The following is a 22,594-nucleotide window of genomic DNA, read 5'->3' as shown; positions in this document are numbered from 1 at the left end:
GTCCTTTCGCGTCCATCGCTTTGTCGAGTGGACTGACCCGACATTGGTGAGGATCCTGGGGGGGCACTGCCGACCGTCGGCGGCCGTGGCGGTGCGGCGGACGGAGCTCCGCGCACGGTGGCGACGTGGGCGCGGACCATGCCGTAGGTGGCGGAATCTTGCTCGGCGACCAGCTCGCCCTGCAGCTGGGTGGCGCCGGTGCATCCCTCCGCGAATCGCCGTTCCAGGTAGGGCTTGTCAGGGTGAAGCCTGCTGGGCCGGGGCCGGTTTTTGCTTCCCCGCACGATCATCCGGCTCACGTTCGCCAACCCCGCCTCGCTGGTCTACCTCGGCCTCGTCGTCGCGGCGGCCCTTCCGCTGGTGTTCGCCTCAGCAGCCGCCGACCCCGGCTTCGCAGCCGTCTGGGTCCTCCTGATCACTGCACCCACCAGCATGCTCCTGCTCCTCCCCGACTTCGCGGACGGTGACTCGGCCCTGGCGACCGGTTACTTCCTCGCGGCGCTGGCCCTCTCCGCGCTGCTCCACTCCTTCCTCCTCGGCCTGGCATACCGAGGGCTCCGGGCAAACCCGGGCCGGCAGGTGCGCACCACCACGTGAAAACCCTCCCCCGACGCGCGCTGCTCGACCCCCCGGAAATGAAGCAGTGACGCCGCCTGGCCACCCCCGATGACAAGACCGCCGAGTCCTACCAGGCAGCCATCCTGGTGCCCGCCCCGCCGTCGTTCTCCAGTGACTGTGGCCGAAACGTGGGGCTGTCCGACGCTGCGGGCGCCCCTGGCCACTGGCGGCCAGCGAGCCTCTTCGTAACGGGCAGGTATGGCCCGTTCAGGTGCCGACGGCCGTGACACCGAACATCAGGGTCCGGCGACCGACGTCATAGTGCACGGTCGGTGTGCTGCGCAGGAGGCCCTGGAGCACGTCGGCGTCGTCGGCGTCGACGGTCAGCACCTCCTCCCAGGCACCTTCATCGAGTACGAGCTGCAGGGTGAGGGTGCCCCGGGCGGCGGGCTCACCGGCGACCCAGCTGAACTGGTAGTGGCTGAGCTGACGCACCTTGATGCTGTCGTCCGTGACGGGCTGGGTCACCTTGGTCATAGCGGCTCTGGGCATGATGGCTCTCCTCGCGCGGGGGATGGGGGTATGGGCAGCCGCGGCTGGAGTACACAACATGGACGTCCCTGCGGCCACGGCCAGTGGAATCAGGCTCAGCGTGCACGGCGGCTCCTGCCAGGCGAGGCGCCCACCTGGCCGAGTCCCGTCCCACAGCTCTGCCTACGACAGCCCCGGACCCGTTCCGGCCCCCATGAGCAGCGCGATGCCACGCCCCGGGCCGTCACCGCCACCGGAGCCGTCACCGCCACCGGGGCCGGGGGCGGGACCGGGGCCGGGGCGGACAGTGAGCAGATCAGGAGCAGTCGGTGCAAGTCGAGCCGGCTCTCCCTGCGGGATTCGACGCTGCCGGGCTGTGTGACACCGCCGCCGACGCGACCCGCTGAGACCGCCCACCGGGCCCAGGTCAGCTGCCTGCGGGCCTCGTCGAGGGTCGATGGGGTGCTTGGTGATCAGGGCCAGGGCCTCGATCATCTGGGCTCGCGGAGTCGCTACGGCGCGGACGTGCATCGGGCCCGCAGCTCCACCAGGTCCGGATGCCCTTCGATGGGCGCGCGATGAGCGGTCGCCATGATGACCTCCAGAGAGGAACAGGCGGGCTCGCCTTACCCGTAAAGTTGTATGAACAGATGAATCCCACAAAGAGCTGGACCGTTCTGCTGTGGAGCGGTCCCGACTCGATGCCCCAGGAGCGGGGCTTGTACTCGCCGGTTCGGCAGGATTCCAGGCGCGGTTTCCGCGTCGCAGCTCGTTGTCCGGCGCACTCATCGCGATGATTTCGGCTGCGCCGCACGTCCTGCGCGATGGCGGCCGAGCAGCTGTCGCGGCCCTGGTGCCGCAGGACGGCGACGACGCGGCTGGCCCACAAGTGCTCTCCGTGCTGGCTCACGCCTGGGACCGGGCGCCTCGGGCTCGGTGACGAGCGCGATGAGGCGGGCCGGTGTTCCGAGTACCGACGGACCGTGCACGTGCCGGCTGCCGGGCGTGGCGTCAGGCGGCGGTGCGCGGCATTCTCAAGGGGGCTCCCGCGGCGTGGAGGCTGGCGAGGGTCTGGCGGTACGAGTCGGCCAGGGTGGTCTCCAGGTAGCTGACCCCGATCTCCTGGCAGTACCTGCGGACGATGGTCTGGGCCCTGCGCAGATGCGGGCTGGGCATGCTCGGGAAGAGATGGTGCTCGATCTGGTAGTTGAGACCGCCGAGGACGATGTCGGTGAACCGGCCTCCGCGCACGTTGCGGGAGGTCAGGACCTGGCGCCTCAGGAAGTCGGGGCGGTCGGCGCCTCGCAGGATCGGCATGCCCTTGTGGTTCGGAGCGAAGATCGAGCCGAGGTAGACCCCGAAGAGGCATTGGTGGACGAGGAGGAACACGACCGCCTTGCCTGGCGGCAGCACCAGGAACAGCGCGCCGAGGTAGGCCGCGACATGCGTGGCGAGCAGAGCCCCCTCCCACATGCGGTGCTTGAGCGAGCGGTCGAACAGCGACCGCACCGCGGACACGTGCAGGTTGAACCCCTCCAGCGTGAGCAGGGGGAAGAACAGGAACGCCTGCGAGCGGCCGAGGAGCCGCGGCAGTCCCCTGGCCGCACGGGCCTGGTCCTGCGTCCAGACGAGGATGTCCGGGTCGAGATCAGGGTCGAGATCCTCGTGGTTGGGGTTGGCGTGGTGGCGGGTGTGCTTGTCCTGCCACCAGCCGTATCCCATGCCGATGCCGAGGTTTCCGGCGATGCGCCCGGACACCTCGCTGGCCTTGCGCAGCCGGAAGACCTGTCGGTGGGCGAGGTCGTGCGCGAGCAGTGCCACCTGTCCGAACACGAAGGCGAGGAAAACGGCTGTCAGCAACGTCCACCACGTGTCACCAATCAGGACGAAGGCCGTCCATCCGGCGGCGTACAGGGCCGTCACGAGCGTGATGCGCAAGGCGTAGTAGCCGGGGCGCCGGTCCATCAGGCCGGCCTCCTGGATCTTCCGGGAGAGCCGGGCGAAGTCGCTGGCCGGCCTCGCCCGCTCGGGAGGGGGACGCACCGTCTGTGAGGAGTTCATGATCAGTAATCGCTTTCCGTGATCGTCAGGCGGCACGGCATTGCGCATGCCCTGTCCGGGCTTCACTCGGCACGTGAACTCCCAGTACTGCCCCTACCCGGAATTCCGGATTGCACGTGCGCCAGGGTGTGTCTGCGCTCACCATGCCGACCCGGGTCCCGCTCGTCGACACATGCCGGTCGTCGACGACGTCGAGAGGACACGGCGTGTCTCAGACCAGTCCTGACCGAGGTCCGTGGCGCCGGTTCTGTGATTCCGGTACGTGGCGGGCATTCCGAGGGGCATTCCGAGTAAGCCGAGGTCTCGGTCAGGCTCCTGTTCACAGTGGCGGTTATTCCGAGGGGTAGCGGACGAGCGGAGACCTGGGTTGGTGAACAGGCGTGACGGCGGGGCCGGAATGCACTGCCGGCCCTGCCCGGGATCCCGGCACGGAGGTTCGGGCGCGGGGCGATGCGGGCAGGTACCGTTCGGGTAACGCCCCCTCCACTGGCGCCAACTCGACTAGGGGCGTGGGAGTTTGGGCGGGACGACGGGGAAACGGAGGATCCATGGAAGTGATCACGGCCGAGCTCCTCACGGCGCTGGCCAGTGGTACGGCGGGTGCGGCAGGGCAGCAGGCATGGATGTCGCTGCGCGACCTCGTGCGGCGCCGCACCGCAGCGGACAGGATGACCGGCGCACCCGAGGAGCTCCCGTCAGGGGAGGAAGAGCTCGTGGCCCTGGGCGAGCAGGCCGAGAGCACGGAGCGGGCGCGAGCGCTCGCCCGCGTGCTGGCGTTGCGGGCCACGTACGACGAGGCGTTCCGCGACGCTCTCGCGGCCTGGCGGAGTACCGCGGAAGACGCCGCGGCGCGAACCGGTGCGGGTGATGTCGACAATCGCGTCACAGGCGGCAGGCAGGGCACTGTGATCATGGGGCGGGATTTCCACAGCCCCATCACATTCAACCAGCCATGACGCGGAGCCGGTTCTGCCGTGATGGGGCGCTCTGACGTGCAGTCATCAGTACGCCTCCGTGCGTCCGCACGTCCGGAGGCGGGCCGCCCGGTGTCGGAACGGCAGGAGCGCGGCGTCGGGCGAGGCGGGGGTGTACACGATGGAGCTTTCCTACAGACCGCGGACCAGGACCGAGTGAGCGGGCATGTCGGAGCAGGCGCAGGGCGACGTGCACAACGTGTTCTCGGGCAATGCGACGTACGTGATCCAGGGTCGGGACTTCAGTGCCGTCCACCTGCATCTGCCGTTGCCGCAGACGTCGGAGGACCGCGCCGCCGCCGAGGTGGCGCGCGTGGTACTCGCCCAGTGGCGGGATGAGGCGGGGGCCCTCGGCCTGGCCGGAAGCGCCAGGCTCGCGGTGGGCTGGCGGGCCGACTGGACGGTCGCCGATCACCGTGAGCACATCGGGGCGGACGTGGCCGGCAGCACTGCCGGCCTCGCCGAACTAGCCGCCGCCTTCCAGGCTCTGCCCGCCCAGCGTCTGGTGATCATCGGTGGTCCCGGCACGGGCAAGACGTCCCTGGCAATCCTGCTCGCGCTGCAGTTGCTGAGCCTGCACGATGTGACGAGGCCCGTTCCCGTACCGCTGCTGGTTTCCTCCTGGGACGCGAGCAAGGAACACTTCGACACCTGGCTCGCGCGCCGCATCCATGAGGAGTACGCCGGCCTGAGCAAGGATCTCGACCGCGCCCGAATCCGCGAACTGGTACGCGACCGGCGGATACTTCCGGTTCTTGACGGCCTGGACGAATTACCGCGTCCGCTTCGGTCCGCGGCACTGGCCGGGCTCAACAGGACGGGCGCCGGCAGCGCGCCGCTCATTCTCACCTCCCGCACGACGGAGTACGCCGAACTCGTCGCAGAGGAGGCCGTGTTGCAGGCGGCGGCCGTGATCAAGGCGCAGCCGGTGGAAGGGGCCGCGGCGGCCGCGTACCTGCGCGGCTCTTCGCACCCCCAGCGCACCCGGCGCTGGCAGGAGCTCCTGGACCACATCACCCACCACCCCGAATCCGCGGCGGCCAGGGCCCTCTCGTCCCCCCTCATGCTCTGGCTGGCCCGCACGGTGTATGCCCGCGCGGACGCCGAGCCCGGCGAGCTCGCCGACGAGACCCGCTTTCCCGACGTCGTGGCCATCGAACGGCACCTGCTCGACTCGATCGTTCCAGCGGTCTTCCCCTCCGGACCGGCCTCGCCCCACCAGCCTCATCCGGTACGCGAGTGGGGGCACGCGCAGGCGCAGCGTGCCCTTGGCTTCCTGGCCGCCCATCTCACCGTGGCAAAGACCAAGGAGTTCGCCTGGTGGGAGCTCCACCGAGCGAAGGCGCCCACGCTACTCAAGGCACCGGCGCTGCTGGCCGGCTACGCGCTGCTGATGGTGGGTTCCTCGTGGTTCCAGGACTGGATCACACGAGGTGATGCGTTTCAAGCCTTCCAGGTAGCCGTGGGAGCCTGGGCCGCCACGATGTTCGGGATGATGGGAGGCATACTCCTCCTGCTCTCGCACGTGTTGAAGGGGGCTATGCCTCGTCGGCTCGCCGCGTTCGGCAAGCACCGCTCACGCATCCCAGGCCTGTTCTGGCTTCTTATGTTTCTGGCACCCATCGTCTTGCTCCTGCAACAGGACGAGCCGTTCATGGCGCTGGGCTTCATTGTCCCGCCGCTGCTCATGATGGTCGTCGGCGCGCCCGCCGACACCGCGCAGGCCGTCGGACCGCGGGCACTGCTCAGCGGCGAGCGGGCCAGTACCGTGCTCATGGTCCTCGGTGTCGCACCGGTGATCGGAGCCATCGGCACCCTCAGCATCGTCCAGGTCCCCGACCGCACCGTGCTGTTGGGCAGCTGGATCTCCGGAACCACAGGGGCGGCCGCGGTGATCGTGGCGCTCAGCCCCTGGACGCAGTGGCTGCTCGCGAAGGTGACTCTCGCGGTCCTGGGCAAGTTGCCGTGGTCGACCATGGCGTTCCTCGAGGACGCGCGTCGGGTGGGCCTGCTGCGGCAGGTCGGCGGCGTCTACCAGTTCCGGCACGCCCAGATCCAGGCGGGCCTCGCGGCACATCAGCGCGGCGGCGCGCCGGCGCGTCAGCGGCGTGCCCCCACCCGCGCGCCCTGGCCGGTCCGCCCACTACCCACAGCGAGCAGAACTGAACAGTCCGTACGTCTCCCCGGCTACGTCGGGCTGCGGAGCACCAGAGGTCAGCCAGCCCTGTACGTGGGGATGTGGACGATCGCGCTGGTGTGGATCGCCATCATCACCTACCAGGACGGCTGGCAGGATCCTGGCGCATGGCAGACCGTGGGCTTCTTCGTGGCGCTTCCCCCTGCCGTCGACCTGTTGGTTCCGCCCCTCACCTGGCGGCGCGCCGAATTAAGCCTGGACGAGGGAGGGATCGAGTTCGCCTCGGGTAAGCGAACGCTCCGCATCGAATGGCGGGAGGTCGCGGACATCGCACCGCGCCTCTTCGAACCGCCGCTCGGCAAGAATGACGACGGCACCGTGATGCTTCACCTGCGGTTCACCGCCGAGGCCACCCCGGGGCCACAGATCCGGGTCAACAGCACCGGCTGGGTGGCTCTGTGGCCACTCGACTGCCCTACCGGAGACCCCGACGACGCGACGATCAGCCCGGAATTGGATGACGCGCTCCAACGCTTCGCGGGCGAACGATGGCGGCAGGCCTCCGGCGGGGAGATGACGGGCCGACGGTGAAGTCGTTCGACCCGCACGTGGGGAGGCTTCGGTTGGCTTGGACGAGCAGGGCTCATTGATCGTCCCAGAAGGGGGCGAGCTGCAGGTCCTGTGCTCGTCGAGCTTGGTCGTCCCTTGGTCGTCATAGTGTCTCGGGTGCGTGCTGATCTTCTTCCTGACGACCTGGGAGCGGGTGCCTCGGCTGCTGCCGCCCGCTCCCGAACGGCGCCATCGCCACCTACGGGCGGTTACACGCTCCCAACCGAGTGCACCGGCTGGTGCGATGTAGGTGCTGCGGACCGGTGTCGCGTGACGTGATGCCCCGCGCGATACACGCGGGGCATGCGAAGCTGACGCTCGGCAGCATGGACTACGCCGAGTTCGCCGCAGCCGCTTCCGCGGAGCCTGATCGGGGCCTACGGCCCGTCTAACCGGGGACGGCGGTGAACGGGCCGTCACCCCTCGCGCGCTCCTCGCCGACGCGCTGCGCGTCGCCGGAGGACTCCTCGACGACCCGATGCAGCCTGTTGCGGCTCTGAAAGTCAGCGTCGACTGGCCGGTGATCTTGGTCGAGAACCCGTCTACCAGGAGCTTCGTTGCACAGCACTGTCCAACCCTCCTCGGTCAGTACAGCCTGCGCGGAAAGGGCTCATGTCAGCAGGCGTGGCCGGGTGCGCATTCCATGGCGAACTCCCAGAAGAGCAGAGCTAGGGTGCACACGGCGAGGGATAACGCACCCATGATCGTGAAGCGCCGACGCGCCGGCCGTTGCCGTAAGCGGAAGGCGATCAGGAGCCCGACGGCGGGGGCGACCACCACGCCGGCGAGGCCCGACCACAGCAGCACGACGGAGACAAGCTCCCAGAACGGATCGCGATCGCGCGAGCTGAGGCCGACGACGGTGGAAAGAGTGAAGGCGACGGGCGAGGCCAGCCACCACAGGGACAACCCCGCGATCACCCGCTTGACGGAGGCGGGCAGGGCGGAGGGGATGCCAGACGGGGCGCTGTGGACTGGAGCGGAACTGTTGGAGGGCATGGGCGAACCGTACGTCCTCCCCCCTTGCCGCGGGTCAAGGCCCGGCGGCCAATACGTCGGTGGCTTCGAATGTGTAGCGGTATATGGCCGCGGTGCCGATACCGAAACCCGCGGCGAGCTGGGCGCGCTTTTCACCACCCCACAGGTGGGCCAAGGCGAGGAGCGCCTGACGACCGGCGGTCAGACGCCGTCATCGGGTCCCGATCTCCCTTTGCCATACAACGAGTCGTCCGGTCAGGCACCGCAGCGGCCGGACAGATCAATCGAAGACGGGTTTGGTCGAGAACCCGTGCCTGCCGGGAGCTTCGTCGTTCCGCAAATCCGTCCAACACGCCTTCAAGACCAAGAGGTTGGAAGGCGCAGTGCTCCAGGGCCTGCGCAAGCCGGGGAGCGGCCTCTCGCGCGGCGCGCTCGTCAGCGACATCGTCAACACGGTCGCCATCACGGCGATCCGGTCCCAGGTCCCGCGCAGTGGGTTAAACGGGAATGCCAAACGTCCAGTGGTGGGCCCATCGCGCCAGTCAGACAATGGAACTACGAGCAGCGCGGACCAGGGCTTACGGCTATGCCGGTTGCCGGCCAGCCGTTTGCGTGATCAACCTTTCAGTCCCGGACAGTTTCCCCGCTTCCGCTCAACCCAAGAGCCCGGGATTTCTCCGCACGGAGGTACTTCCTTCATGTCCGAAAGTAAGTGGGATGTGCACTGCCCGGAGGAAGGGCATGCCGTCATGCAGCTGTTCGACAGCATAGATGAAGCCGATCAGGCCGCTGTCGAACACAACGCTGAGTTCACTCCGCCACACACGGCTGGGACGGTTCCGCATACGCCTACCGACCCTGACCCGCCCCACCTCACTGGAGCTCAGCGCGATGCATTCACACAGAATGAATCCGACTTCGCCGAACTGGAGGAGCACACCCTCTCGGTACGCGAGGCTGCCACCGCACGTCTGCGTGACGCAAACTACGATCCAGGCAGCAGCTTTCACTGCTTCAGATGCCCTTGCCCATCCTTCAAAGAAGAAGAATCTGTTCCCCCGTCACTCATCTGCACCCGCCCCTACTGCCGTCATCACAAGACATCCCACGACTTTCAGTAGCGCCGCGTCCGCATGCACGGCGATCTATGGCCTCGGCGGCGGACGCGATCGAGAGGGGCGCGGTCTTCATGGAGGCGCCGCCGGCGTGACGGCCCGCGCTCACAGCCCAACCGCGCCCGACCGTGCGCCACAGTAACTGCGGCTCTGCCGAAGGTTCGAACCGTCGGGCGGTGGTTATCGCCACGATCTCTCACACACATGGCCGTGTGGTCCCTCCCGAGAACTCACGCTGCCGTGCGGCAACACGCAGACTCCCGCTGTCTCTCAGTCCGCTGTGCCGATACCGAGAGATCTCAAACAGAGCACGGCCACCCTCGAGAGCAGGCGCCGCATGCGGAGGCTCCGCTGCGGTCGGTGAGGCGGCGAAGCCGGACATGAGTGCCGCGCACGGGGTCCTCGACCCCCATGTGGTGGCACGGGCCCCGAGACGAGCTTCCTGCTGGTGCGTACGGCGGAGAGGGAAGTGGACCTGTTGGCCGTCCTGCTGCGACGGCTGGATTCCGTACTCGAGGTCCCTGCGGGCCGACCATGATCAAGCGGGGGCGACACCCGCGTGCTTCTGCCCGCCCCTGAGGTTGAAAGGACCTCAGTCTCGTACAACCCGTCGCCATCCCTAGCATGCCTAACTGAATGACGTTCGTGCAGACGCTCGTGACGACCGGTCATTCGGCGGCGACGTGACTCCCCTCCGACTGCAGATACGGCCGTCAGTGCACTCTCACCGGCTACCGGACCTCCGGCTGCGGACTCGCCGCCGCAACCCTCGCCCCCACCATCGTCACCGGCGGCCTTGTCGCCGCCCCGGCGACGGGCTCTACCCCCTCGGCCGCAGGGAAGGGCCGGCCTTACGCGTCGCCGCTGCCGATCAGATCGACCCCACCCAGCCCCCTGCCTCATCGATACCGAGGCCGGAGCTCTTACGACCCTGCGAACCCCCGGCGAACAACCGACGCAACAACGACACCAGGACACGAACAAGACGTTATGACGCGTATCAGAACGAGGTGTGAGTTGCCTCCCCACGGACGCAACAGGCGCTGTACCGGTGCACGGGCGCGGAGGTCATGTCAGCCGTGAGCAGGGCTGGCGCTGCTGGCGGGATGGGGCCGCCGGTCCGGTCCGTGTGCGTCCGGGAACCCGCCGAGAACCGGGATGCGCTACCCACGAGTCTTTAGACTTTCTGTGTATACCTGGAAAGTTCATCTAGGATGGGGATGGCAGGGTGCCTGCCGGGTCGGAAGACGCAGCGACGGCACGTCGAGCGAGGGGAAGCCGGAACCGCCCATGCACACCGAACAGCACCCAGCCGATACCGCCCCCGACCTGTACGACCGGTCCGGAAAGCGCTACCCCCTTGACGCCCCTTGCTGGCGGGGCAAGGACGGCAGCCCCCTCGCCGTGAGTGCACTGCCGGGCCTGCGCCCCGAGCAGATCGACACCGCCGAGCGGTCCCTGTGGCGCTACCACGCGGCCCTGCCCGTCCCGGCCGCCCGCCGGGTCAGCCTGGGCGAAGGGTGCACGCCCATGGTCCCGCTCGACTGGGCCGGCCAGCGCGTGCACTTCAAGCTTGAGTGGTTCAACCCGACCTCCAGCTTCAAGGACCGGGGCGTATCGGTGATGATGTCCCACCTCGCGGCACTCGGCGCCGACCGCGTGCTTGAGGACAGTTCGGGCAACGGCGGTGCCGCAGTCGCCGCCTACGCCGCAGCTGCCGGCATCCGCGCCAAGATCATCGTCCCCGCCGCCACCTCAGCGGCCAAGATCCTCCAGGCCCGCGCCTATGGAGCCGAGGTCGAGCTCGTGGGCGGCACCCGCGACGAGGTCTCGGACGAGGCGATCCGCCAGTCGGAGCGCATCCCCTACGCCAGCCACAACTGGCACCCCATGTTCATCCAGGGCACCAAGACCATCGCCTACGAGATGTGGGAGTCCCTCGGATTCACCGCGCCCGACAACGTCGTCCTCGTGGCCGGCGCCGGGAGCAACGTCATCGGCTGCGACCTCGCCTTCGGTGAACTGCTCGCCGCCGGACAGATCGACAGGCGTCCGCGCTTGTTCGTCGGGCAGCCGGAGCACTGGGCGACCATCGCCGACACGTTCAACGGTGTCGAGCCGGGCCGCCGCGGCGAGCGGGTGCCGACGATCGCCGAGGGCGCGTCCATCGCCGCCCCGGTCCGGCTGCCTGAGGCGGTGGATGCCATCCGCCGCTCCGACGGCGCCGCGTACGCCGTCCCGGAGGCGCAGATCCACGCCGCGGTCCGCGCACTGAGCGCGCGAGGCCTGTACGCCGAGCCGACCAGCAGCGTCGCCGCGGCGGCCCTCGACCACTTCATGGCGACCGGGGAAATCACTCCGGATGAGACAACCGTGGTCGTGCTCACCGGTGCGGGGCTGAAGTCCGCCGAGAAGATGGCCTCGGTGTTCGCCGAGCCCGTCGACTGAGCCGCACCAGGAAAGGGAGGCGCGATGACACACCCCGCCGACAACGACCCCACCGACGAACATCTTGTCCAGGAGGACGAGGACGAGCACCTCGTACGGGAAGCCGAGCGCATCGCCGTCGCCATCGGGCGCATGTTCCCCGGTCTGTGCGAAGTCGTCCTCCATGACCTGCGCCGGCCCGACAGCGCCATCCGCGCCATCGAGAACAACCTGTCCGGGCGGCAGGTCGGCGACTCCGCAACCGAGCTGGGGCTGCGCCGCATCGCGGATCCCGACTACCCCAGCGTCATCCAGAACTACAGCAACCGGTTCCCCGACGGGCGCCCGGCCAAGAGCACCTCGATCGGCATCAAGAACGCCGAAGGACGCTATGTCGCGGCCCTCTGCCTGAACCTGGACGTCAGCACGCTGTCCCCACTGGCCCTGACCCTGGCCAACCTCGTCGCCACGGACGTCGAACACCGGGGTGAGTCTCTGGAGACGCTACGCGACCGTACAGGACGCGAACTCCGTTCGGTCATCGACTCCTTCGCCGCCAAGCGCTCCAGCACCCCCCGCAGCCTCAACCGCGACCAGAAGCGTGAACTGGTCCGGCATCTGCATCGCAAGGGGTTCTTCGAGACCCGCAGTTCCGCACAGCTCATCGCCGACCGGCTCGGCGTCTCCCGGGCGACCGTCTACAACTACACGAAGTAGCCGCTCCAAGTATCAGCCAGACAGCCTGCGGGATACCCGGCCGCCCACAGCCGGCGAACTGCCCCGCGCCCGAACCTGGCCCTCATCCACGCTTCCGTCCCACCGCGCGGTGACAGCCATGGTGACCGTCGGCATCACCGCACTGGTCGCCGTCGTCCTCCTCACCTTGACCGGCCACTCCCGAGCCACCGGACCGGCCGCCACCATCGATGCCGCCTCCACCGGCGGCGGCATCAGGGTCAACATCCGCCGCTAGCACCACAGGATGGGCGCCCTCCGGTATCTAACTGAGGGCACCATCCTGCCATCCTGTCGGGCTCCGTCGTCGGGTGGACAGAAGCCGGGCGGGCTTCTGTACGGACGGCTCACGGTGACGCGGGGCGGCGGTCCGGGCAGTTGGCCCGGAGCAGCGGTCCAGGGCGCCGGTACCGGCAGGACGTATCGGGGAGCCGACGGCTTCCGCGCGTCACCGCCGACCGACGCTGGCAGGCGCGACGGCCCCGGTGGGGCGTACGGCCGCTCCGGGCGCGGCCGGCCTCGTCCCGTCGGCCGCTCCGGTCTGGGTGCTCGGGCAGTTGACGCTGCCCTCTCTCCTGCCCGTCGAGGCATACCTCCGGCCGGTCCGATGCTGTGTCGTGGGGTCGAATCTGACCCTCTGCACGGAAGGCGCCACCTCCATGGCCCGCCAAACCGACCATCGGTCCCCGGATCCTGAACGCCCGCGTCAGCAGGCCGCGGCGCGAGCTCATCTCGCCCCGTCCGTCGCGCTGGACATCCAGCGCACCGCCGGGAACAGGGCCCTGATCCAGCTCCTGCGCCAGGCCGGGCACCCCTGGGCGCAGGAGCAGCATCAGCACTCGGCCGGCTGCGGCCATCAGGCGGTCGAGCGGCCCGCGGTGCAGCGGTCGGCCGTCCACGACGTGGTGCGCACCTCTGGCCGTCCGCTCGACGACGCCACCCGCACCGACATGGAGTCCAGGCTGGGCGCGGACTTCTCCGACGTCCGGGTCCACGACGACAGCGCGGCCAAGGCCTCCGCGGCCGAGGTCGGCGCCCGCGCCTATACCTCCGGCAACCATGTCGTCATCGGCGCCGGCGGCGACGACAGGCACACCCTCGCCCACGAGCTGACCCACGTCATCCAGCAGCGCCAGGGACCGGTCGCCGGTACCGACAACGGCGCCGGGCTCAAGGTCTCCGATCCCTCCGACCGCTACGAGCGTGAGGCGGAGGCCAACGCCGACCGCGTGATGAGCGGTCCTGCACCTACGGTGGTCGCCCGCGCGCCAGCCGACGACCGGGGGCGGCGAACCGGGTCCGGGGAGGTCGGGGTCCAGCGGGTGATCGGGCAGAACAACAGCACTGCCGGAGTCGATCACGCGCAGGGGGAACACGTTTTCAACGACGTCTCGACCCTGGCCACCGAGTTCAAAGCCGCTTGCAGGACGAATGGCGGGGCGCTCGCTCGACGGCTCCACCCGGTACAGGGCGACGGGATGAACCAGGACGACACGACGGTGGCGTTCATGCGCCTCCGGGTGCAGGCAGCGGCAACCGCGGCGAATCAGCTCACCCCTGACCTGATCGCCACTCTGAACACCCGCCGACGTCACGCGCTCTACGGGACCGTGCCCTCAGGAAACGGCGACGACGACAACGCCGAGCTCTTCGGCCGGTACAAGCAGGACATCCTGACTCTGGCGAACAGCTGTCACCCCGACAACATCTTCCAGGAGAACCTCGGTCTCAGGTCCGTGCCCGAGCTGCGCACCGCTCTCGCCAACACGATCGTCGACCGTGCCGCGCTCACGTACCTCAGGACGCGACACGGGGCGAGTGTCGTCGATGCCTGGTTCACTCCCGCGATGCAGGACATGAACACAGCTTTCGGACACATCTTCACCGCGCTCGACAATTTGCTCCAGATCAAGAACCGGCTCATCAACGGAGAGTAGCGACCGTCTTTGCAAGCCATCGTCGCTGGTCGGAGGAAGGAGCCCGGGACCGAATCCTCAGAGCCGTCCAGGCCCGAGCCGACGCGGAGGGCCGGTTGGGCTGGAGTGAGGTCGGCATCGACTCAACCACCTGCCGGCCCATCAGCACGCTGCAGGCTCAAGGAAGGCCGCCCGAACCACCGGCTCAAAGCGGGGCAGTCCCGGAGGCGTATCGGCTCCGCCTTCCTCGCCGCGCTCAACTCCGGCCGACGAGACGCCCGGATCCCCGCGGGACGCGACTTGGTGGTCACCCTGCGACACAGTGATCAACCCGGACGGCTCCGTGCCCTTGGCCGGTGCAGCCAATCCCAGAGCACACGCCTCGGCCACTCGGTCTGCTTTCCCATGCGGTGGTCCATGCCCCAACCCGGGACATGATCAACAGCTCAGTGGGGGCGTCATCCCCAGGGGGCGACATTCAGAGCCGGAGCGTGTCAGGGCGGGTGGCTTCGGAACGCTCTGGACGGTGCTGATCTTGACTATCGGCCTGGACCCAGTCTGGTTGCATTCCGCCGCATCTGGCTTCTCGAGTTCGCGAACCCGACCATTCCTAGAAGGCAGGAAGATACTCACCCTGCACCCCGTCAGCTTCAATTCTGGGACACGAAATGCAGTACCCTCTACCGAGGAGAACAACGGGCAGTACGAGAGCACGTTGCCCCAAAGGAAAAGACTGATGCGCACCATGAAATACACCGTCTCCATCGAGATCACCCTGCCGCGGGAGAAGGTGGCCCAGCTGCTCGCCGACCCGGCACACCTGCCGAAATGGCTGCGGGGCCTGGTGCTGCACGAGCCGCTGAGTGGGGAGCACGGGCACCTCGGCACCAAGTCACGGGTCGTGATGCAGATGGGCCGGCGCGAGATCGAGTGCACCGAGACCATCACACGCCGGCAACCGGAAGACCTGCGCGAGGTTCCGGGAACGAGCGTCGTTCACTTCGACCGCGAGATCGTCGGCGAGGGCATGTGGAGTGCCGTGCGCGACCGGCTTACCGAAGCCGGCCCGGAAACGACGCTCTGGGAGAGCGAGAACGAATACCGGTTCAGCGGCTTTCTGATGAAGCTGGTGGGGCTTCTGATGCCCGGCGCCTTCCGCAAGCAGTCGCTGCAGCACATGCAGGATTTCAAGGCGTTCGCGGAGCAGGGAAAGGACGTTCGCGAGGCGACGGACTGATCTGCCGTCACGAGTAGGGCGTCTGACGGCGTGGCGTGTGGATCCTCCCATCGGTGCGTAGATGACCTCTTTGCTCCGAAGCTGACCTGTGCTCCGAAGCCACCTCCTGTTGGATGTGGCACATCGCCCTGATGACGCCGCACCCCGCTTGAGCAACGGGCCAGCCGATGTCCACGCCGTCGGCAGGGGGTGACACCGGGATCCAGGCGCTTGGGTCGTGGCACTGCGGGAGGACGGGCCGGACGGGACAGCGGCCGGGGTGGATGCACGGCCGCCTGGTCCATCAGGTGTGCGGCACCACGGCCACCGGGCAGGAGGCGTGGTGGATGACGGCGTGGGTGACGGACCCGATGTGGGAACCCTTGGCCGCCCTGCGTCGGCCGACGATCACGAGACGGGCGTCCGTCGCCGCCTCGACGAGGTGCTCGGCCGGTCGGCCCTGAGCGGCCACCTCGGTCAACTCCACTGCCGGGAACCTGGCACGGAAGGGGCTTACCGCGCCGGAGAGCGCCGACTGCGTGTCCGGGTCTTCCGCTGCCGTGGAGTGATGCAGGAAGGAGCGGTGCCGGCTGTGCAGGATCTCCAGCGGGACACTGTGGCGCCCGGCGAAGTCGAACGCGAACTCGAGGAGCTCGTCGTGTACCTCGTTCACGTCGAGTCCGAGAACCACCTTCCCGGGGCCGTTGCCGCCTACGGCAGCCTTTCCGGCCTCTCCGTACCCGGGGCGCACCAGCACGACGGGGCGCTTCGCGTCCGCGACGACCTCTTGCCCCACCGAACCGACCACGAAGCCGCGAACGCTGCCGAGGCCGTGCGATCCGACCGCCAGCAGCTCAGCGTCCGAAGCACCTGCGAGGAGCACGTTCGCGGGGGCGTCCTCGATCTCGTCGGCGGTCACCTCCAGATCCGGGCGCCGAGCCCGGACACGCTGCTGGGTGAGGGCGAGCACGCCTTCCGCCTCATCGGCACGGTCCTGGTGCGACACCTTGACCGCCTGCAGCTGGTGCTGCTGCCATCGGGTGGCGTACACCAGCCGCAAGGTGGTGCCGCGCAGCGCCGCTTCGTCGGCGGCCCAGTCCAGTGCCGCCACACTTCCTTCGGAGCCGTCCACTCCCACGGTGATCGGTCGGGACATGCGACTCTCCTTGCTTCGGACGGTCATCGACGGGTCGGCGCGTGACCCATGGGCGTCCACGTGTGAGGGCACCTGGCCGAGAAGCTACCGAGTCGCTGAAACACTGCGGCGCGTCACGACCGGCGACGCCGCCGAAGTGCCCCGTCCGGGCCCACGCATCAGGGCGCGGGGCTCGTCCGGAGTCGTCAATCGCTCAGGCGAGGACGCCTACGGCGCCGGTGACCTCCAGCCCGAAGATCAGCAGGGAGACGTAGGACTGCACTCTCATGACGATCTTGGCCCGGGGGCCAGGGGCAGGGCGCCCGTAGGGCTGGAGGGTGAGACAGAGCCATCCGCAGCTCACTCGCGGTGCGTGACGATGACGTGTTCTTTTCCATCCCTTGCGTCCAGGTACATTCGCGGGCTCAGCTCTTTGGAATTACGGAATCCGGGTCGCATGGGGCTTGGCCTGGTTCAACTGCGACAGACTCCTGGACCCGGAGTCGAGCGAGGAAGCGTCGCGGTCGATCGGCAGGAGCACCGCCGCGCTCATCTCCGAAGTCCGCTCCCCCGGCGACTGGAAGCTGCGCGCCGTCGTGTGGATCCTGCGCAGGTGGATTCCCGACCGTCGTCGCTGGCCCCCGGCGAGTATGCCCGTGCGTAGAAGCCGACGCCTGTACGGAACGGGCCCGATGCCCAGCCGACCGGCGTCGTCCCTGGGGTGCTGACGGACGCGGTCCGGTACGCGGATCCTGCGCAGCACGGATCGCCGACGTGCCGGCTGGGGGCCGGGCCGGGCGCTGCGGCGGCTGATCGATCGGGCGCCGAGCTCCTCTCCCCAGCTCCGGCTCCGCCTGTGCCGCGTGTCAGTGCAGTTGCTGAGCCAGTCCGATGATGATGCCCTCCGGGCCACGGAGGTAGCAGAGCAGATAGCTGTCCTCGAACCGGGCGATCTCGCCGACGAGTTCGGCACCATGAGGGCGCAGACGGGCAACGGTGTCCTCGATGTCGTCGACGGCGAACATGACGCGGTGCGTGCCCAGAATGTTGTGCGGCCGCTTGCGCGGACCGGCACTGATCACAGCGGGGCTACGGTACTTCGCGAGCTCGAGCCGGCTGTGCCCGTCCGGGGTCTTGAGCATCGCGATGTCACATCGGACGCCGTCGAGTCCGGTGCACTGGTCGGCGAAGAGGCCCTCAACCTCCCCCCGGCCCTCGAGTTCCATACCGAGTTTCACGAAGAACGCGATGGCAGCATCCATATCCTCGACGACGATGCCGACGTTATCCATCCGCTGAATCGCCATGCTGAGTACTCCTTTTTCGTTTGCAGCCGGTGGTGGCCTCGGATGTTCCCAGTCCGGCAGTTCTGTCCGGCCCGCGCTCGCGACGGTGTGGGATGACGAGTCCGATGCCCGGGCAAGCGCCGTCGGCGATCACGAGGGTATTGCCGACGGCGGCCTTGGCCCCGGATTCCTCCCACGCCTTGTAGTCGTTTCGCTTCCCGGAGAGCGGTCGGCCCACCACGACGACGCGCTGGTGTCGGTGTCGATGACGACCTGGTGGTCGGTGGAGTACCGGTAGTTCTTCGACCGCTCGGCGATGGTGTGATCACACCAGCCACGCCGTGATCGTTCCACCCAAAGAGGCCGAGCAAGTGCTCTTCCGCCCAAGTACCAAGAGCCACCGGGGCTGCGCCTGCCGACCCGGGCAGTCCAGAATGCTGCCGTGGCCGAAGACGAGCAGCACGGCAAAGAACCGCGTTCATTCCTGACATGCGTGACAGAGGTGGCCCGGCTGCTGGGCGTCGTAGACGTCCCCGTGGAAAGACCGACATGCCCGCCACCTCGCCCACGTGGTGCGTAAGCCCCTGCTCGAACGTGCAAGTCTGCCCGAGAAGTGGTTCGCCCCGCTGATGGCGGCAGCCGTGTACGACCCGGATCCCAGCTTCTGCCGCTGGTTCGTCGAGCCGGCGGTCTATGCGTTCGGACGCCGCCGTGTGACGGCACTGGTCGACTACCTGCGGGTCGGCACGGATGCCGAGCGCGCTGGTGCCGTGCGGGCCTGGTACAGCGCCCACGTACCCTTGCGTGCAGACCGGTCTCCGGCGTACGCCCCCGGCGGGGTGCGTGATCCCGCACTGGACGAGTCACAGGACATCAAGGCCGCCTGGCTGGAGGCAGCCCTACGGGTCTTCGCCGCAGCCACCGACCTGTGGATGGGCCACTGTGTCCTGCTGGATCTGCCCACCTCCCGCACGGCCTACCCGCCACACCTGCACGAACTACTTGAAACCACACTCGCATCCGCCCGGCTCCATCCCGACCTACAGATCCGCCGCTGGGCCGCAGCAGCAGACCACGGGGGAGGCTGAGCCCGACTCGTTCCCCTCCCGGCATCACAGTGTGGGTGAATTCGGCCAACGCTTCCGAGGTCTTCGACAAGAACGGCAACCCGGCTCCGTGTGGGCGCCAGCGGCCCGCCGATACGGGGTTCTGAGAATCCACGTTGGCTCAGGTACGGAGCCAGATGACGAGGGCTGCTGCCGTGGCCCTGCCGAGGAAGACGTACCCGCGCGTGTCGTACCCGGTAGCGACCGCCCGATACCCCTGTGCGGTCGGACGGACAGTCTGGCCTCCTCGTTGTAGGTGTCGAACTGGAGGAACTCGCACGAGACACGCTGGCCTACCTGAACGACATCGGTGGGAGCGTCAAGGTGCCGCCAGGACAGTTCGGGGATCGATGATCCCGACGTCGGGAAAAGCGGCCGGTGCAACCCACTTACCCTTGCCGCCGCTCCGCGGATCCCGCGGATCACCCCGCTGTCCGTAAGGGCTGGCGGCGCCTTCTTGGTGATGACCGCCGACGGCATCGCCGCGGCCCTTCGGTGCACATCGGCGCTGCTCGTCCGAACCGCGCTCACCCTCATCCCGGTCGGCCTCCTGTGGTCCTCCCCCGCCCGCCGCCCGACCGCTATGCTCCATCCCGCTCGCACGAAGGAGAGCTCTCATGTCTCTTGACGTCCACGCAGACGCGACGAGCAACCTGCGCGCCGCCATGGTCGACCGCCTCACCTCGGCGGGCGTTCTGACCGACCCCCATCTGCGCGACGCGCTGCGCCACGTTCGCCGTGAAGTACTGCTGCCCCATGCCTACGTACGGGTCAGCGGGCCTGGTGCCGATCCGATCGACTGGATCCTCCTGGACGGCTCCCATGCCGGGGACCGTCAGGAGTGGCTCGACCTGATCCACAGCGACGAGTCGATCCTGCTCCAGCGCGACGGCGAGCCGCTCGACGCGCTCGCCCGCGGGCCGGTGACCGGCGGCCACATGACGTCCATGTCCACCTACACCCCCGCCACTGTCGAGGCCCTCCAAGCCCTGCAGATCCGGCCGGGCCAGCGCTACCTGGAGCTCGGGCCCGGCCCCGGCGTCTCCCTCGCGCTCGCCGCCACCATCACCGGTCCCGGGCTCGCCACGGGCGTGGAGCGGGACGGACACATGGCGGCCTTCGCGCAGCGGAACCTCGACCGGCTCGATCTGGAAGCCACGGTCGTCGAGGGCGATGCCCTGGCCGGACATCCGGAAGGCGGGCGGTTCGATCAGATCCACTCCGGCATCGGCGTGCCCCGTGTCCCGCCCGCGTGGGTGAAGCAGCTCGCACCGGATGGACGGCCGCTCACCACGCTCGCGACCCGTACGCCGAGCTGGCCCGGACAGCTCCTCGTCACCAGGACCGGTACGGGCCGGATCGAGGCTGTCCTGCGGGGTCGGCCGCGGGGGTACCGGCCGATGCTGGGCTACCAGTGGCTGAGTGCCCTGGACCACCGCGCCCGGATCAGTGCCGACCCCGGCACGGCGCGGCCCTCCCGGCTCGCGCCGCCACCGGACGACGCCTACGGCTTCTGGCTCGCCGCGGCGTACCTCGCTCCTGGCCTGGTGCGGGACTTCCAGGCCGAGACGATGACGATCGTCGCCCCCGAAGACGAATCCTGGGCCGTGGCCGGCCCTGGCGACGGCACCGTCCGTGTCCACGGGCCGCGCGAGGTCTGGGCGGAACTCGAGGACCTGCACGCCCGCTGGGAGCAGGCAGGCCGACCGGAGACGTACCGCGTCGAACTCGGCGACGGCACCGGAGAGCAGTGCGTCACCTCCGGCGCGGGTCCGAGGGACCTCGGCTGGGTGCTGCCGCCGCTGCCCACCGTCTCGCGCCCCGAGCTCCGATGACGGCAGACCGCATCACGGTCGCCGTTCATGCCCCCCAGTCCCCTACATCAGGCGAGGTGCTCAGTATCCTGCGCCCCGGCTGGAGATCGTATTCGTCAGCTCTGATGCCCGATCTCAGGCGCGCGTGAACTGGGTCGCATCGGGGCCGCCGATGAGTCGGGCAAGGGAGCACGGGAGCGTGCGAAGCCGGCCGTCGCATGACACACGTCTCCACATGGCACCGGCACGCGCCGAACGGCCCGCACTATTACCCAGTGCGGGCCGTTCAACCACCCACGGGCCCGCCGGAGGGGGAAGTCCGGCAGAGCCCTGCATATCCAGAGCGGTCCCATGCGCTCATCACCCGCATGCCCCCGATTCCGCCACCCACACTCCCCCATCACCATCAGACAGGGTGGACTCGGGGTCGTTGGCGCCCGCTCTCCCACATGCCTCTCTGTCAACGGGCGACGATCACCACGCCGATTGGCTCCGGCCGAGGGGGCGGGCTGGGGCGGCGAAGCCTTGTCGGGTGAGAGCGGCCCCCGGGCCCCTGCCGTGCGCGTGCACCCCGTTGCATCCCGGGAAGGGATTCGGGCGGAGGCAGGCGCATCTGAGTGCCAGGCAGCTTCCCGAGTGTCGATCACAAGGGAGGTGAATCCATGACCAAGTCGGTTGTTCCCACCGCTGGGCGGGTGACGAAGGAGTGGGCCGCGGAGTTTCCGGGGTTCGACACCTGGAAGTCCTTGCACCTGCTCCGTCGGATCGGCCCGGTCGTGCAAGGTATCTGTCTTGACCGGACGACCGGCGGCGACGGGTACATCCCGACAGCTCACGTCCATGCGCTGACGAGGGAGTTCCCGGTGGTGTCCCTGATGCTGGGGCAGCGTCTGGCTCGCCCGTCAGGGATGCCCGATCCGGTTCTCTTCGGCCGCCACGAGCGGGACTTCGCCCATGCGGTCGGCGCGCTGCGACAGCAGAGCCGACTTACGCTCGATGAGCCGCCGTCGATCGACGGGATCGTACGGGAGTACCACGCGGAGGCTCGGCGTCGTCTGGAGAAGGGGCACGGCGCTGCCGTTCTGGAGATGGAGGACAGTGTTCTCGTCGCAGCGGCGGCAGGCCGGGACGAACTGGCCGGAGAGGGACTGGCCCTCGCGCGGGAACTCGCCGCAGCCTGGCCCAAGGGGTCGATGCCGTTCGACTGGCCAGGCGCAGGGCCATGGTTCGACGGTCTCGCCGCCCGTGCCGGCGACCGCGAGTCGCTCCGGGCTGTGATCCGTGGCCAGGTGACTGAGCAGAGGCTCGGAAAGGTCCGGGATCATGTGTCCCCAGATCCCGCACCGGAGGGGTGAGGCTCGTCTTCTGCCCGGATACCGATCCGGTGGTCCGGGGACAGCCGGCCAATCGCGGCGTCCAGGACCTCCCGGTCGGCATCGGTTCCAGTCGATGGATCCCTCGGCATCTGCGAGGGCTACGGCACCTCGCGACGCACCAATGCGCGCGCGAACGGCTCACCGGTCTTTCGCGCGTATGCCATCCGCTCGCGCACCTCGCCGAGTGTGCGCGGACGATAGCCAGGGCCGCCACAACAACTCTTGTGGAAGCGGACACCGGCGTTCAGCAGTACCGACAGGGTCCGCCAGGCAGCAGTGTCGCGCCGCCGCGGCGTTGCGAAGGCGGAACCCACATGGATCAGCGGCTCGGCACAGCGTGGGCAGAGCCGGTCGCGGTCACCGACGTAAGGCTGCTTGTAGGAGGCCCGACAGGGCAGGCAGACGTAGGAGGTCTTCGCGTGGGCCATGTGGGGCAGAGTACGGCTCGTCCGGGATGAACTCGACCAGTTTTGCGTGACGTCCAGCAGGATCGACGAGACAGGCCCTGCCTCCGGGCGCGGGCATCGGGCGCGGGCGCGGGCATCGGGCGCGGGCATCGGGCATCGGGCATCGGGCATCGGGCATCGGGCATCGGGCATCGGCGACCGTTGTACGAGTTC

General features: G+C 68.6%; 18 protein-coding genes and 3 pseudogenes. 12 read left to right on the top strand and 9 right to left on the bottom strand.

Going from position 1 to position 22,594, the window contains the following annotated elements; genetic code table 11:
* Nucleotides 1–270 precede the first annotated feature (270 nt).
* Nucleotides 271–597, top strand: a complete 327-nt coding sequence (locus AMK29_RS19590; protein ID WP_079196978.1) for an SCO4225 family membrane protein — start codon at nucleotides 271–273, stop codon at nucleotides 595–597.
* 228 nt (nucleotides 598–825) lie between these two features.
* On the opposite strand, the gene AMK29_RS19585 is transcribed toward AMK29_RS19590, so the two are convergent.
* Complete coding sequence (locus AMK29_RS19585) at nucleotides 826–1,110, bottom strand: hypothetical protein (RefSeq protein WP_241845513.1); 285 nt, start codon at nucleotides 1,108–1,110, stop codon at nucleotides 826–828.
* 990 nt (nucleotides 1,111–2,100) lie between these two features.
* Nucleotides 2,101–3,150, bottom strand: coding sequence for a fatty acid desaturase family protein (locus tag AMK29_RS19580; RefSeq protein WP_073814541.1), 1,050 nt, complete (start codon nucleotides 3,148–3,150; stop codon nucleotides 2,101–2,103).
* A gap of 548 nt (nucleotides 3,151–3,698) precedes the next feature.
* Here AMK29_RS19580 and AMK29_RS19575 point away from each other — a divergent pair.
* Nucleotides 3,699–4,106, top strand: a complete 408-nt coding sequence (locus tag AMK29_RS19575) for a hypothetical protein (RefSeq protein ID WP_073814539.1) — start codon at nucleotides 3,699–3,701, stop codon at nucleotides 4,104–4,106.
* Between the two features lie 184 nt (nucleotides 4,107–4,290).
* On the top strand, nucleotides 4,291–6,852 hold the full coding sequence (locus AMK29_RS19570; RefSeq protein WP_073814538.1) for an NACHT domain-containing protein: 2,562 nt from the start codon (nucleotides 4,291–4,293) through the stop codon (nucleotides 6,850–6,852).
* Nucleotides 6,853–7,485: 633 nt separating this feature from the next.
* Here AMK29_RS19570 and AMK29_RS19565 read toward each other — a convergent pair.
* Both AMK29_RS19565 and AMK29_RS35725 read right to left on the bottom strand, forming a co-directional pair.
* Entirely contained in the window at nucleotides 7,486–7,869 is a 384-nt protein-coding gene (locus AMK29_RS19565; protein ID WP_073814537.1) for a hypothetical protein, read from the bottom strand.
* A 43-nt stretch (nucleotides 7,870–7,912) separates the two neighbouring features.
* A pseudogene (locus AMK29_RS35725) lies at nucleotides 7,913–8,116 on the bottom strand (transposase family protein); the annotation flags it as partial.
* Nucleotides 8,117–8,225: 109 nt separating this feature from the next.
* Here AMK29_RS35725 and AMK29_RS37660 point away from each other — a divergent pair.
* From AMK29_RS37660 to AMK29_RS19540, 6 genes and pseudogenes are all read left to right on the top strand, one after another.
* Nucleotides 8,226–8,336, top strand: a pseudogene (locus tag AMK29_RS37660) (phosphate acyltransferase); the annotation flags it as partial.
* Nucleotides 8,337–10,253: 1,917 nt separating this feature from the next.
* Complete coding sequence (locus AMK29_RS19555; RefSeq protein ID WP_073814534.1) at nucleotides 10,254–11,411, top strand: threonine synthase; 1,158 nt, start codon at nucleotides 10,254–10,256, stop codon at nucleotides 11,409–11,411.
* Between the two features lie 24 nt (nucleotides 11,412–11,435).
* Nucleotides 11,436–12,107, top strand: a complete 672-nt coding sequence (locus AMK29_RS19550) for a helix-turn-helix transcriptional regulator (protein ID WP_073814533.1) — start codon at nucleotides 11,436–11,438, stop codon at nucleotides 12,105–12,107.
* 118 nt (nucleotides 12,108–12,225) lie between these two features.
* Nucleotides 12,226–12,363: a hypothetical protein gene (locus AMK29_RS36440; RefSeq protein ID WP_158071330.1), complete on the top strand. Its 138-nt coding sequence runs from the start codon at nucleotides 12,226–12,228 to the stop codon at nucleotides 12,361–12,363.
* Between the two features lie 421 nt (nucleotides 12,364–12,784).
* Nucleotides 12,785–14,062, top strand: a complete 1,278-nt coding sequence (locus tag AMK29_RS35165) for an eCIS core domain-containing protein (RefSeq protein ID WP_079196976.1) — start codon at nucleotides 12,785–12,787, stop codon at nucleotides 14,060–14,062.
* A gap of 715 nt (nucleotides 14,063–14,777) precedes the next feature.
* The gene (locus AMK29_RS19540; protein WP_198942281.1) at nucleotides 14,778–15,278 is read left to right on the top strand and encodes an SRPBCC family protein; all 501 of its coding nucleotides are present in this window, start codon (nucleotides 14,778–14,780) and stop codon (nucleotides 15,276–15,278) included.
* A gap of 283 nt (nucleotides 15,279–15,561) precedes the next feature.
* On the opposite strand, the gene AMK29_RS19535 is transcribed toward AMK29_RS19540, so the two are convergent.
* The 4 genes and pseudogenes from AMK29_RS19535 to AMK29_RS19520 form a co-directional block, all read right to left on the bottom strand.
* Nucleotides 15,562–16,413, bottom strand: a complete 852-nt coding sequence (locus tag AMK29_RS19535; protein ID WP_073814531.1) for a universal stress protein — start codon at nucleotides 16,411–16,413, stop codon at nucleotides 15,562–15,564.
* A gap of 193 nt (nucleotides 16,414–16,606) precedes the next feature.
* Entirely contained in the window at nucleotides 16,607–16,756 is a 150-nt protein-coding gene (locus AMK29_RS36435) for a hypothetical protein (RefSeq protein ID WP_158071329.1), read from the bottom strand.
* Nucleotides 16,757–17,258: 502 nt separating this feature from the next.
* Complete coding sequence (locus tag AMK29_RS19525) at nucleotides 17,259–17,699, bottom strand: VOC family protein (RefSeq protein WP_073814827.1); 441 nt, start codon at nucleotides 17,697–17,699, stop codon at nucleotides 17,259–17,261.
* 42 nt (nucleotides 17,700–17,741) lie between these two features.
* A pseudogene (locus tag AMK29_RS19520) lies at nucleotides 17,742–18,005 on the bottom strand (IS5/IS1182 family transposase); the annotation flags it as partial.
* Nucleotides 18,006–18,247: 242 nt separating this feature from the next.
* Here AMK29_RS19520 and AMK29_RS19515 point away from each other — a divergent pair.
* From AMK29_RS19515 to AMK29_RS19500, 3 genes are all read left to right on the top strand, one after another.
* Nucleotides 18,248–18,766, top strand: a complete 519-nt coding sequence (locus AMK29_RS19515) for a hypothetical protein (RefSeq protein WP_073814529.1) — start codon at nucleotides 18,248–18,250, stop codon at nucleotides 18,764–18,766.
* Nucleotides 18,767–19,401: 635 nt separating this feature from the next.
* Complete coding sequence (locus AMK29_RS19505) at nucleotides 19,402–20,619, top strand: protein-L-isoaspartate O-methyltransferase family protein (RefSeq protein ID WP_241845511.1); 1,218 nt, start codon at nucleotides 19,402–19,404, stop codon at nucleotides 20,617–20,619.
* A 641-nt stretch (nucleotides 20,620–21,260) separates the two neighbouring features.
* Nucleotides 21,261–21,953: a hypothetical protein gene (locus AMK29_RS19500; RefSeq protein ID WP_073814527.1), complete on the top strand. Its 693-nt coding sequence runs from the start codon at nucleotides 21,261–21,263 to the stop codon at nucleotides 21,951–21,953.
* Nucleotides 21,954–22,072: 119 nt separating this feature from the next.
* Here the strand turns inward: AMK29_RS19500 and AMK29_RS19495 are convergent, their stop codons facing one another.
* On the bottom strand, nucleotides 22,073–22,402 hold the full coding sequence (locus AMK29_RS19495) for a deoxyxylulose-5-phosphate synthase (RefSeq protein WP_073814526.1): 330 nt from the start codon (nucleotides 22,400–22,402) through the stop codon (nucleotides 22,073–22,075).
* Nucleotides 22,403–22,594: the final 192 nt, after the last annotated feature.

The sequence above is a fragment of the Streptomyces sp. CB02261 genome (assembly GCF_001905665.1).
In the GTDB taxonomy this organism is placed as follows: domain Bacteria; phylum Actinomycetota; class Actinomycetes; order Streptomycetales; family Streptomycetaceae; genus Streptomyces.
Note: the sequence above shows the minus strand (reverse complement) of the source record. Positions and strands in the feature narration are given on the sequence as shown.